The sequence below is a fragment of the Paraburkholderia sp. CNPSo 3281 genome (genome assembly GCF_024206515.1).
In the GTDB taxonomy this organism is placed as follows: domain Bacteria; phylum Pseudomonadota; class Gammaproteobacteria; order Burkholderiales; family Burkholderiaceae; genus Paraburkholderia; species Paraburkholderia nodosa.
This window is the reverse complement of sequence record NZ_JAMBPS010000030.1, coordinates 85880-96856: the sequence shown is the minus strand read 5'-3', so window position 1 is coordinate 96856 and position 10977 is coordinate 85880. Positions and strand designations below refer to the sequence as shown.

The following is a 10977-nucleotide window of genomic DNA, read 5'->3' as shown; positions in this document are numbered from 1 at the left end:
GGCATCGCCGGGTAGCTATGTTCGGAAGAGATAACCGCTGAAAGCATCTAAGCGGGAAACTCGCCTTGAGATGAGATATCCCCGGGGCTTCGAGCCCCTTGAAGGGTCGTTCGAGACCAGGACGTTGATAGGTCAGGTGTGGAAGCGCAGTAATGCGTTAAGCTAACTGATACTAATTGCCCGTAAGGCTTGATCCTATAACAGGTGTGCCTCCGCCCCGCGTGGGTGGGCAGGACGCACAGGTTGAGAGATCGGTGTTGTGCCGGAAACAACACAACCCCAATTCAGCAGCACACTCTTTACGCTTCTTCCCGATTGGCTGTGGCGCGATAACACCGCGACGCAGCAACCCGTCATGCCTGATGACCATAGCGAGCTGGTCCCACCCCTTCCCATCCCGAACAGGACCGTGAAACAGCTCCACGCCGATGATAGTGCGGATTGCCCGTGTGAAAGTAGGTAATCGTCAGGCTCCTTATGCTGTAACGTCCAGAACCCCGGTGTCTCCGAAAGAGCACCGGGGTTCTGGCGTTTGGGCGCGAGAAAAGACGATCATTCCCAGCGACTGATTTATTCGCGGTCGATAGCCAAAGCAAAAATCTCCAAACCGCTTTGAATAGCATTTCATGCGTGCGTCAATACGCCTCAGAAATCGCGCAAATAAAAATCCAATTCGCATTAAATTGCAGCTTTCCTAAAGTTTCTCCCTAACCCGGCCGATACATGCGTGTGTAGTCATTAACTACCAACTAAAGACCACACGCTACACCAATAAGAACCGGGGAGCTTCCACGCATGCGCTCGCGTGCGGGAAGCGAGAAACATGCACGACCGCTGGAATGACTGCGCGCGCAGCGACGCACTGCGCCCTCTATCTCCGCCGCAACGACGCTTGCGAGGACGCCCTGCGTGCTCCGCGTGCACGCCGCCGCCGCCGTCTGGTACCGCATCTCGCCAATCTCCCCTTGTCCAGCCGTTTCTGTCCTGACAACAAGGAGAATTCATGAAATCGTCCAAAACGTGCGGTGCGGTCCTTGCCGCCGTCGCCATCGTGGCCCTTGGCGGATGCGCGACGGAGTCGTCGCGCTCGCTGCCGGTGCCGCCAGTCGCCAGCGCGCAGCGCCCTGCCGTCGGCAAGCCGGTACAGATCGCAGTCGGCAAGTTCGACAATCGCTCGAGCTACATGCGCGGCATCTTCTCCGACGGCATCGACCGCCTCGGCGGCCAGGCAAAGACCATCCTGATCACGTCGATGCAGCAAAGCGGCCGCTTCAGCGTGCTCGATCGCGACAACCTCGACGAGATCCGCCAGGAAGCGGGCTTCACCAAGAAAGCCCAGGCGATCAAGGGCGCCAACTATGTCATTACCGGCGACGTCACTGAGTTCGGTCGCAAGGAAGTCGGCGATCACCAACTGTTCGGCATTCTCGGCAGCGGTAAAAACCAGATCGCTTACGCGAAGGTGAGCATCAACGTTGTCGATACCACGACTTCGGAAGTCGTCGCGTCGGCGCAGGGCGCGGGCGAGTACAGCCTTTCGAACCGCGAGATCGTTGGCTTTGGCGGCACCGCGAGCTACGACTCGACGCTCAATGGCAAGGTGCTCGAGCTCGCGATCCAGGAAGCGGTCAACCATCTGGCCGACCAGGTCGACGCGGGCGCGCTGCGCACCGCTCACTGACCGCCCACGTCGTCCGCGCTTCACGCTAGATCAGAACAACTACTCATACGGGGTTTTCATGAAATACATCGGCACGCTTCGGGGACTCTGCCTGCCCATCACGGCGGCAACGCTGCTGCTCGCGGGCTGCGCGAACACCACGCCGCCGCTCTACCAGTGGAGCGGCTATCAGCCTGAGGTCTACGACTACCTGAAGGGCGAGAAGGCGCCGCAGCAACAGATCGATGCGCTCGAGAAGTCGCTGCAGGAGATCCGCGCGAAGGGCAACATGCCGCCGCCCGGATTCCATGCGCAACTGGGCTTGCTCTACGCGAACGTCGGCAACGACACGCAAGCCATGCAGGAATTCGACGCCGAGAAGCACCTCTTCCCGGAGTCGTCGACCTATATGGACTTCCTCATGAAGAAACCGAAACAACAATAAGCGAGCGCACCGATATGACCAGATTTTCAACTCTCAAGCTCTGGCTGGCCCTGTCTGCGCTCGCATTGCTGGCCGCCTGTGCACAGCCGGTCAAGCACGCCGACTACACGGCGTTCAAGAATGCGCGTCCGCGCTCGATCCTCGTACTGCCGCCCGACAACGCGACGACGGATGTGAATGCGTCGAACAGCATGCTCTCCCAGATGACAATGCCGCTCGCCGAGGCGGGCTACTACGTAATTCCGGTCGCGGTCATGGAAGAAACGTTCAAGCAGAATGGACTGACGACGGCGGGCGACATCCAGCAGACCCCGCCGGAGAAGTTGCGCGAGATCTTCGGCGCCGACGCGGTCGTGTACTCGAAGATCACGCAATTCGGGACGCAATATCGTGTGATCGACAGCGCGACGGTGGTGACGGCGACGGCGAAACTCGTCGATCTGAAAACCGGCAAGGTGCTGTGGCAAGGCGCGGCAAGCGCCAGCAGCAACGAAGGCAACAACAGCAGTGGCGGCGGCCTGATTGGCATGCTGGTGATGGCGGCGGTCAAGCAGATCGCGAATTCGCTCACCGACAAGAGCCACGATATCGCCGGTATCACGAGCTACCGTCTGTTGCACGCGGGCCCGCCGACGGGCCTGCTCTACGGTCCGCACTCGCCGAAGTACGGCACGGACTGACCGGCACTTGCGTCGCATAAAGAAAAAGCCCGTCACCGGAAGGTGACGGGCTTTTTTTCAATCCAGCTCCGGAGAGCGCAGCAATAAAACCGCTTAGCGCTCCAGGAACGGACGCAGCTTGTCGGCGCGGCTCGGGTGCATCAGCTTGCGCATCGCCTTGCTTTCGATCTGGCGGATACGCTCGCGCGTCACGTCGAACTGCTTGCCCACTTCCTCGAGCGTGTGGTCCGAGGTCGTGTCGATGCCGTAGCGCATGCGCAGCACCTTCGCTTCGCGCGGCGAGAGCGCCTTGAGCGCCTCGTCGATGGCAGCGCGCATGTTCGCGTGGATCGCGGCATCGGCCGGCGAGGCCGAACCTGCGTCCTCGATCATGTCGCCGAGCGTCGCGTCGCCGTCGTCGCCCACCGGGCTTTCGAGCGAGACCGGTTGCTTGGCGATCTTGAGGATGCCGCGCACCTTCTCTTCGGTCATGCCCATACGCGCGGCGAGGTCCGCCGGATGGGCTTCCATGCCCGTTTGCTGCAGGATCTCGCGCGAAATGCGGTTGAGCTTGTTGATCGTTTCGATCATGTGCACCGGCACGCGGATCGTGCGCGCCTGGTCGGCGAGCGCGCGCGTCACGGCCTGACGCACCCACCACGTCGCGTACGTCGAGAACTTCCAGCCGCGGCGATATTCGAACTTGTCCACCGCCTTCATCAGGCCGATGTTGCCTTCCTGGATCAGGTCGAGGAACTGCATGCCGCGGTTCACGTACTTCTTCGCGATCGAGATCACGAGACGCAGGTTGGCCTTGACCATCTCGCCCTTCGCCTGACGCATCTTCGATTCGGCGACGGTCATGCGGCGATTGATCGCCTTGATCTGCTGCAGCGACAGCGATGCAGCCGCTTCGATCTCGGCGAGCTTGCGCTGCTCTGCCTGGATAGCCGGCAGGCTGCGCTCGATCGAGGGACCGTACTTGCTCGACGCGGCTGCGGCGCGCACGCCCCAGTCCAGATCGGTTTCGTGGCCCGGGAACTGCTCGACGAAGGCTTCGCGCGGCATGCCGCAGCGATCGACGACGATGGAGAGCACATTGCGCTCGATCGCGCGAATCTGCGCGACCTGATCGTGCAGCAGCGAGCACAGGCGGTCGATGGTGCGAGCCGTGAAGCGGATCGGCGCGAGTTCCGTCTGGATGTCGGCACAGATCTTCATTTCCGCAGCCGAGGCGCGCGCATTGGCGTCCGACGTGCAGGCCATCTGTTCGAACAACGTGCGAACGCGCGCGAAGATCGCGAGGCTGTCTGCCTTCAGCTGCGCGAGCAGGGCTTCGTTGGCCTTGCTGTTGTCGGCGTCGCTGTCTTCGTCGTCGCTCGAGTCGTCCGACTCTTCTTCTTCCGCTGCCTGGACTTCGACTTCTTCGCTCGCATCTGCGTCGGCCGCCGTGGCGGGTTCCTGCGCGGCTTCGTCGCTGCCGATGCCGTCGACGAGTTCGTCGATGCGCATCGCTTCAGCCGCGACGCGGTCGGCGTCGGCGAGGATGGTCGCGACGATCGACGGGCATGCCGCGATCGCCTGGATCATTTCCTGGAGGCCGTCTTCGATGCGCTTCGCCACTTCGATTTCGCCGGCGCGCGTGAGCAGCTCGCTCGAGCCCATTTCGCGCATGTACATGCGCACCGGGTCGGTCGTGCGGCCGAATTCGGAGTCGACGGTCGAGAGCGCGACTTCGACTTCTTCGTCGGCTTCGTCGTCGGCCTGCCGGTCGGCGCGGGAATCTTCGTTCAGGAGCAGCGTGTCGGCGTCGGGCGCCTGTTCGTACACCTGCACGCCCATGTCGTTGAACGTGGCGACGATCGTTTCCAGCGCGGCCGTCTGCGCGAAGTTGTCGGGCAGATGGTCGTTGATGTCCGCGTGGGTCAGATAACCGCGTTCACGGCCGAGCTTGATGAGCGCCCGCATTTGATGCTGGCGTTTTTCGAGTTGCGAGCCTGCGTCCATGGGCGTCGTATCGCCGGTCTTGTCTTTGGACGAGCGGCGTGCGGGGCGGGCAGACGAGGTGAGCGCGTCGTCCCGGTCATGGCTTGTCAATACATTCTCCTCGAAGGGATAGCCCGACAAGGGCAAAAAAGGTCACGCGCCAGCGGCGTGGCGTCCTGGCGATGACGAAATTGCAGGGGAGTGGGCGGGGGCGCATGCCGGTCCCGCCAAGCGAGCGCCAAACGTCTGACGACGTGGCAGCCTGGATTTTCGTGCAATGCAGAAAGACCGCGTATGGTAGTGCGTTACGGCATGCGAGGCAACCCGAATCGTCGTGTTTGCGGCACATTGTCCGCCTTCAGGGTCGTACCGTTTGCTAGCGCTCCGCCTTACATATTTCCTACATGAGTCCCTTAGACCATTTTTCAAGCGAGAAGTTCACGTATTTGTCACTCGCCTGGCCTATGGCGCGCTGTTATTCCCCGCCAATTCCCCGTTGTCCGATCGCCATGCATGGCAGCGCTCACGCGCGAATCGCGACAATCCGTTGAACGCGTTTGCCGGAGGACCGGTTGACCGCCTCCTCGTCGAGCGCGATGGTCGTGCCCTCGAGCGCGGCGGTGACGAGCGCCGGGTCGAAGGCACTATATAGACGTCCCGCCGAGTCGCGCGCGCTGTCGCCGTCGGTTATACGCCAACTTAGATAGAGCACGCCGCCGGGCTCGAGCAGTTCGACGAGGCGGCGGCAGGCCGGGCCGATCTGCGCGACAGGCAAATGCATGATCACGGTCTCGCAGAGGACGTTGTCAAAGCTCGCGGCGGGCACACCCTTTAATTCAGGCAACGTGGCCAGACCGAAGGCGTACTGCGGGTGGTCAGCGGCGGCCTTTGCGATCAGACCCTCCGACGCGTCGTAGCCCGCGGTGGGGTAGCCATGGGCGTTCAGCCACGCCACGTCGCGCCCCGATCCGCAGCCGATGTCCACCGTCCTTCCCTGGGGTCGGAAATACTGCATGAGACGCGCATAGAGGTCGTCTGGCGCAGGCTGGTTCGCCCATTCGGCTGCGTAGCCCGCGGCGCCACTCGTGTACGTCTCGATCGTCATGGAGTCCATATGGGGCTCGCCGTTCTTGTCACAAGAGGAAGGACGCTTCGAGACTAGCCGATCAACGCGACCACAGGCAGTAGCACAGTGATACCGGTATGGCCGCTGCCATGCTCGCCTGCGGCAAGTCACGCGATGCACACGACGTCAGGGCGGGAATTCGTCGTACTGGGGCAGCGAGTCGGCAATCTCGAACCACGGCGCTTTCGAGCGCACGAAGATATGGCCGGCGGGGCGGATGTCCGGCGGATCGGTCAGCGTGCCGAGCGTCACGTGCACATACGCTCCTTCGCGCACGACTGAATAGAGCAGTGAGCCGCAGCGGCCGCAATGCACGTCGTGGGCGGCCTGCGGATCGCCGTAGACCAGTGTCTGCCCTGCGCCCCCGGTGAGTCGCAGCGCCTCGCTTTCGATGCCCGCGAACGGTTTGAACGCGGAACCCGTGGCACGGCGGCACTGCGAGCAGTGGCAATGGAACGCGTAGCGGAACGCATCGGCTACCGCGTAGCGCACGGCGCCGCAAAGGCACTGGCCGCGCAGCGTGGCGGGAGCATTCGTGTGGGTGGGGGCAGTGTCGGCGGACATGATGGAGGCGGCGCTTTGGTGGCAAGTATCGAACATTGCACACGGACGGCTGGCGTGTGTGCACTCACATCATACGTTTGAGTCACCCGCGGCACAGGGAAACGCAAAGGTCGCCACATATGGGGATTGGCCGGCCGGTCATGGCCTCCGCACGGTTCGTGGCGGCCCTGTAGCCTCGAAATTCGCGGCGAATTTCCCATGGATGGTTACCTTTCGCGCCCTCGTGCACAACACACCGCCTAAGCCCACCCAGGCGAATCTACGCGGCCCGTTCCCGCAGTTCCTTCAATCCCTTGATGACGACGAGCAGCGCGCGGCCGTGCTCTTCCGAGCCGTCCCACGCCTCGACGATCGCATTGCGCAGCAATTCGTTGTAGGCGGCCGCGTGCCGACTGGACGGCGGCGCCTGCACGCCATAGAAACTGCATAGCTTATTGAATGACGCGCTCCGGCGTACCCGCCACCCGTTCGACGTGCGAAGACGCGAGACAGTAGGCTGGCTGACTCCGGAAAGCCGCGCAATTTCGCTGGCAGAGCGTGAATCGTCCGATAACCGCCGCAGCAGTTCCTGCACCGGAAAATAAGTATCTGGGGCTTCCATGTCATGCATTATACCTATACAGTAACGGTTATTGAATTGCCTGCCAAAATTGGCGGGCGGCTGCAATCCGAGGAAGTCGATGGCACTGAAACACCTACCGCCCACGTTTTGCTGGTCCCGCATCGGGCCAGAGGCTGGCGTTGATCTCCCCACACTGATCCTGCGCAAGGAGTGGGAGCGTCGGCAGGGTGGCGGGCGCTTCCTGTGGGGCATCGGCCAGTCGCTCGGCAGCAGCGCTCAAGTCGCCGCGCTGCGCACCGGTTCGCTTCTCGCCCTGTTCTCGCCGGCGGCAAGCCGCCCGCGCGCCACGCAAGACAAGCGCGGCAAGCGTGCCGGCGTGGTCGTCTGGAATGCGTGGGTCGATGCGAGCGGCCAGGTGCGCCAGCTTCCGCAGCACGTGTTCGTCACGAGCAGCGCCACGCTGCCCTCGGGCGCCGCGCGCGAGCATCACTACGCGCTCGTGTGCGTCTCGCCAACTGAACTGAGCGTCGGCAGTTCGCTGCGGGTGGTTCCGGAGCGGCTGCGCAGCGTGAGCACGGGGAAGCCGCCAGGACGCTCGCAGGGCACGGTGGTGGTGGATTGCGTCGAGCGCGCCGCCCAGGCGGGCGGCAAAAGCCATCCGCTGGTGTTCACGGCGGAACTGGAGGCGCCGTACTTCGTGCGGCTCACGCAGCCCACGCTCGTCAAGGCACGCGACCTCGCGGCCATTCACGAGGCGTCGCGCATGGGCGACTTCGACACCTACGCAGATCTCACCAAACGCGTGCGCAGCGAGGCCTGCGCGCAGCAAGCGCGCGGCGTCACGCGCGATCTCTTCGACGTGCCGCCTGCCGAGCACACGGCGTCTTCACGGCTTGGCGGCGCAAGAACGCGCCACGTCTCCCGGGCGGGAGACTGGACGCAGCTCACAATGGAACTCTTCCATGGCGATTCACATCCCTTCACAAGAGGCCGAGGCCGCGCAACGCTTTTTTGAGGCGAGCCGCAACGTCGACCGGGCATTTCGCGCCCTGCGTGCCGATGCCCATGACTACGTCGCAGCGCCGCTTGGCTATGGCGCCGCGCAATCGCGGCTCGACCACGCGCTGGACGAACTGGCGCGTGCCGAGGCGTTGTTCGATACGGTTACCGAAGTCCAGGCGCGTCAGATGATGGATCATCAGGATCACTGAGGAACTGGCGCGATGACCCGCGAAGCGGCGCGCACCGGCACGGGTCCCACTACGCTGGTCGCCGTCGAGCAAAAGCTGCCGCGCGCGGAGCGCATCGTCGACGATGCGCTTGCCGCCGCTTTTCTGCCGGTCGCGGCGCGAGCGTTTCTGGCCTGCTGTGGCCCGCGCACCGCAGGCTGGATGATGCAGGCGACCGAGCGGAAATATCCCGGCCTCTGGGGCGGCATGCTGTGCCGCAAGCGCTATATCGACGAGGCACTGCAGGACGCGTCGGCACCCGTAGAGGCGCTCGTCAACCTGGGCGCGGGCTTCGATACGCGTGTTTTCCGGCCAGGACGGGAGCCTGGCCCGGCGCTGCCCGCATGGGAGCTGGACCAGCCCGCGAACATCGAGGCGAAGCGGCGGCGGGTAGCGGCCCGCTTTGGCAACGTGCCTGTGCATGTCAGGCTCGTTCCGATCGACTTCGAGCACGAACCCATCGCGGCGGCGCTCGCCATGCAGGGCTACGAACGCACGCGGCGCACGTTTTTCATCTGGGAAGGTGTCACGCAGTATCTGGACGAAGCTAGCGTGCGCACGACACTCGATTTTCTTTCGACGGCCGCGCCGGGCAGCCGGCTCGCGCTGACCTACGTGCGCCAGGACTTTCTCGAAGGCCGCGAGCTTTACGGCGCGCCGGCCATGTATCGACGTTTCGTGGAGCGGCAGCGGATCTGGCGCTTCGGCCTCGATCCGCAGACGCTGCCCGCGTTTCTCGCGACCTACGGCTGGCGCGTGCTCGACCATCCCGAACCCGAGGCATTCGAACGGCGCTACATCGCACCCACGGGCCGCTCGCTGACCTGCATGCCGCTGGAGCGCTGTGTCCTCGCGCAACGCGTGGAGCAAGGCGGATCCTGATCGCGCCGCAGAGGCGGGTTCGCGCTAACTCAGCCTTTTTCCCCTGCAACCGGCAGCTCCAGCACGGCTGCCACGAGCGGCCAGCGCTTCGCGGCCGCCTGCCAGGCGTCCTCGGCCTGAACGTCGAGATAACGGTCGCGGTCCACGCCCTCGACGAGACGCGCGAGCGCATCGATATCGCCCGGCAGCGCGGGACCACTGCGCAAACGCCGGCCGGCCCCCCACAAGCGTATCGCCATTACCTGCCCTCCACCCACACGCCGTCCGGCGTATGGATCACATAACCGGTGGGCGTCGTCATCGTCACCGTGCCTTCGTTTTCGCCGACCATGCGCGTTTGCGGCAGGTTGTTCGCATACTGTGCGAGCGGCGGCGCGCCGGTGGCGAACGGGCTGTGCGCCACGAGATTCGACAGCAACTGCGCGAGCGCGAGATAGCTCGTGGGCGTGTCGATCGTCGTCACGCCGCCGGTGTGCTCGCTGCCGGCCGGCAGACCCACCACCTTCACGCCCACCGGCACGTGGACGATGTTCGGCGTGGGGATCTCGCGCATGCCGGCAATCTGGTTCTCTTCACCGCGCAGCGCCGCGCCGTGCTCGGGCACGAACACGATGACGGCGCGCCGACCCGATTGCGCGACGAGATTGATCAGCTTGTCGACGTCGCCGAGCAGATTCTGCAGGCGGATCGGGTACGACTGCAGGCTCGTGAGATTGGTGTTCGGAGGCGGCAGGCGGTTGCCGTCGTGCATCGAGACCGTGTTGTAGTAGAGCGCGACCGGGCCGCCACCCGCGGCGATGCGCTGCTTGTACCAGCGCGCGAGCACGTCGTAGTCGCCGACCAGTGTCGAGCCGTCGAACTCTTTCATCGCTTCCGGCAGGCCGTCGTTCGACGGAATCGTCACGCCCGGCACGCCGATTTCATTGGTCACCGTGCTGCGGAAATTGTCGAAGCGGCCGTTGTGGTTGAGCAGCGCCTGCGGCTTGTAGCCCGCTTGCGCGAGTTGCACGAACAGGTGGCACTCGGGCGGTGCGGGGTCGTAGAGCGCCTTGTGCGGTTCCTGCCCGCAGCTCGCGCGCAGCACGCGGATTGCGGCGGGCCCGCTATAGCTCGCGCCGGAACTGAAGTTCTGGAAGATGTAGTCGAAGCGCGAGAAGAGCGGGTTGTTGCGCATCTTCACGACATCCATGTCGTCCCACGAGAGCGAGCAGATGTGCACCACGATGATGTCGAATTGCGCGTTCGCATCGGTGGTGAGCGGCGTGAAGTTCACGTGCCGGCCTTCCTCGTTGGCGCGGAACGCCGCGAGCTGCTGGTCGTAGCTGCCCGACTGCTCGTCGCGCTTCTTGCCCGTGCCGCCGTCCTCGTCGCCGTTGCTCGCAAGTGAAGCGTTGGCAGTGGCGTTCGCCACGAATGAACCCACGCCCTGCCAGACCGGCATGACGACGAGCGCGATCAGCACGAGCGTCGTCACGCGCACCCAGCGGTTGATGAGGAAGTAGAGCAGCACGGCGATCGCCGCCGACACGACCATCGAAAGCGAAATCACGCGCCGCGTGAGCTCGAACATGTACGAGGGCGTGAAGGTGAGGAGCACGGGGATCTGCGAGATCGCCCGGCCGATATCGGGCATGCTCGACTCGTGGTACGCAATGGCGATGCCCACGATCACGGCGACTACATCGCGCGCGACACGCAGCCACCGGTTGTGCAGCGGCACGAGCAGCAGGATGACGAAAGCGAAGTTCATCCACCACTCGGGCTTGAGCGTGCCGATCGAGTAGAGGTACAGCTTGGCGAGGAAGTAAAGATTCCAGAGACCCATAGTGTTTCGTGTTCCAGGGTATAGCGGTGGTTCCGGTTA

The 10977-nt window shown here is 63.8% G+C and carries 12 protein-coding genes and 2 rRNA genes; 8 read left to right on the top strand and 6 right to left on the bottom strand.

What is annotated here, in order from left to right; all coding sequences use genetic code 11:
• The 5 genes from M3I56_RS25695 to M3I56_RS25675 form a co-directional block, all read left to right on the top strand.
• Nucleotides 1–197 (top strand): 23S ribosomal RNA (locus M3I56_RS25695); the annotation flags it as partial.
• Between the two features lie 161 nt (nucleotides 198–358).
• Nucleotides 359–472, top strand: a 5S ribosomal RNA gene (gene rrf / locus M3I56_RS25690).
• Nucleotides 473–1003: 531 nt separating this feature from the next.
• The gene (locus tag M3I56_RS25685) at nucleotides 1004–1681 is read left to right on the top strand and encodes a CsgG/HfaB family protein (RefSeq protein ID WP_028202497.1); all 678 of its coding nucleotides are present in this window, start codon (nucleotides 1004–1006) and stop codon (nucleotides 1679–1681) included.
• 58 nt (nucleotides 1682–1739) lie between these two features.
• Entirely contained in the window at nucleotides 1740–2105 is a 366-nt protein-coding gene (locus M3I56_RS25680; RefSeq protein ID WP_254356312.1) for a DUF4810 domain-containing protein, read from the top strand.
• 14 nt (nucleotides 2106–2119) lie between these two features.
• Nucleotides 2120–2785, top strand: a complete 666-nt coding sequence (locus M3I56_RS25675) for a DUF799 domain-containing protein (protein ID WP_028202495.1) — start codon at nucleotides 2120–2122, stop codon at nucleotides 2783–2785.
• Nucleotides 2786–2878: 93 nt separating this feature from the next.
• Here M3I56_RS25675 and rpoD read toward each other — a convergent pair whose 3' ends face one another.
• From rpoD to M3I56_RS25655, 4 genes are all read right to left on the bottom strand, one after another.
• A complete protein-coding gene (gene rpoD / locus M3I56_RS25670; RefSeq protein WP_028202494.1) occupies nucleotides 2879–4861 on the bottom strand; it encodes an RNA polymerase sigma factor RpoD in 1983 nt (660 codons plus the stop codon).
• Nucleotides 4862–5273: 412 nt separating this feature from the next.
• On the bottom strand, nucleotides 5274–5864 hold the full coding sequence (locus M3I56_RS25665) for a class I SAM-dependent methyltransferase (protein ID WP_254356311.1): 591 nt from the start codon (nucleotides 5862–5864) through the stop codon (nucleotides 5274–5276).
• Between the two features lie 138 nt (nucleotides 5865–6002).
• Nucleotides 6003–6440, bottom strand: a complete 438-nt coding sequence (locus M3I56_RS25660; protein WP_254356310.1) for a GFA family protein — start codon at nucleotides 6438–6440, stop codon at nucleotides 6003–6005.
• Between the two features lie 259 nt (nucleotides 6441–6699).
• Nucleotides 6700–7041, bottom strand: a complete 342-nt coding sequence (locus tag M3I56_RS25655; protein ID WP_254356309.1) for a helix-turn-helix transcriptional regulator — start codon at nucleotides 7039–7041, stop codon at nucleotides 6700–6702.
• Between the two features lie 79 nt (nucleotides 7042–7120).
• Here M3I56_RS25655 and M3I56_RS25650 point away from each other — a divergent pair, with 79 nt between their 5' ends.
• The 3 genes from M3I56_RS25650 to M3I56_RS25640 are packed head-to-tail and all read left to right on the top strand — an operon-like array spanning nucleotide 7121 to nucleotide 9113.
• Nucleotides 7121–8017, top strand: coding sequence for a hypothetical protein (locus M3I56_RS25650; protein ID WP_254356308.1), 897 nt, complete (start codon nucleotides 7121–7123; stop codon nucleotides 8015–8017).
• Nucleotides 7965–8213 (top strand): hypothetical protein, encoded by a 249-nt coding sequence (locus M3I56_RS25645; protein ID WP_254356307.1) that lies wholly within the window; start codon nucleotides 7965–7967, stop codon nucleotides 8211–8213. Before M3I56_RS25650 ends, M3I56_RS25645 begins: the two co-directional genes overlap by 53 nt.
• A gap of 12 nt (nucleotides 8214–8225) precedes the next feature.
• Complete coding sequence (locus tag M3I56_RS25640; RefSeq protein WP_254356306.1) at nucleotides 8226–9113, top strand: SAM-dependent methyltransferase; 888 nt, start codon at nucleotides 8226–8228, stop codon at nucleotides 9111–9113.
• Nucleotides 9114–9142: 29 nt separating this feature from the next.
• On the opposite strand, the gene bcsR is transcribed toward M3I56_RS25640, so the two are convergent.
• The gene (bcsR, locus tag M3I56_RS25635; protein ID WP_254356305.1) at nucleotides 9143–9352 is read right to left on the bottom strand and encodes a BcsR/BcsP family cellulose biosynthesis protein; all 210 of its coding nucleotides are present in this window, start codon (nucleotides 9350–9352) and stop codon (nucleotides 9143–9145) included.
• Nucleotides 9352–10938: a cellulose biosynthesis protein BcsG gene (bcsG, locus tag M3I56_RS25630; RefSeq protein WP_254356304.1), complete on the bottom strand. Its 1587-nt coding sequence runs from the start codon at nucleotides 10936–10938 to the stop codon at nucleotides 9352–9354. The genes bcsR and bcsG overlap by 1 nt, the downstream gene beginning before the upstream one ends.
• Nucleotides 10939–10977 lie beyond the last annotated feature (39 nt).

Coding starts and splice junctions, on each gene's coding strand:
- M3I56_RS25680 (WP_254356312.1), top strand. CDS start 1,740: ATGAAATACATCGGCACGCTTCGGGGACTCTGCCTGCCCATCACGGCG.
- M3I56_RS25685 (WP_028202497.1), top strand. CDS start 1,004: ATGAAATCGTCCAAAACGTGCGGTGCGGTCCTTGCCGCCGTCGCCATC.
- bcsG (WP_254356304.1), bottom strand. CDS start 10,938: ATGGGTCTCTGGAATCTTTACTTCCTCGCCAAGCTGTACCTCTACTCG.
- M3I56_RS25675 (WP_028202495.1), top strand. CDS start 2,120: ATGACCAGATTTTCAACTCTCAAGCTCTGGCTGGCCCTGTCTGCGCTC.
- M3I56_RS25640 (WP_254356306.1), top strand. CDS start 8,226: ATGACCCGCGAAGCGGCGCGCACCGGCACGGGTCCCACTACGCTGGTC.
- M3I56_RS25665 (WP_254356311.1), bottom strand. CDS start 5,864: ATGGACTCCATGACGATCGAGACGTACACGAGTGGCGCCGCGGGCTAC.
- bcsR (WP_254356305.1), bottom strand. CDS start 9,352: ATGGCGATACGCTTGTGGGGGGCCGGCCGGCGTTTGCGCAGTGGTCCC.
- M3I56_RS25655 (WP_254356309.1), bottom strand. CDS start 7,041: ATGGAAGCCCCAGATACTTATTTTCCGGTGCAGGAACTGCTGCGGCGG.
- M3I56_RS25645 (WP_254356307.1), top strand. CDS start 7,965: ATGGCGATTCACATCCCTTCACAAGAGGCCGAGGCCGCGCAACGCTTT.
- M3I56_RS25660 (WP_254356310.1), bottom strand. CDS start 6,440: ATGTCCGCCGACACTGCCCCCACCCACACGAATGCTCCCGCCACGCTG.
- M3I56_RS25650 (WP_254356308.1), top strand. CDS start 7,121: ATGGCACTGAAACACCTACCGCCCACGTTTTGCTGGTCCCGCATCGGG.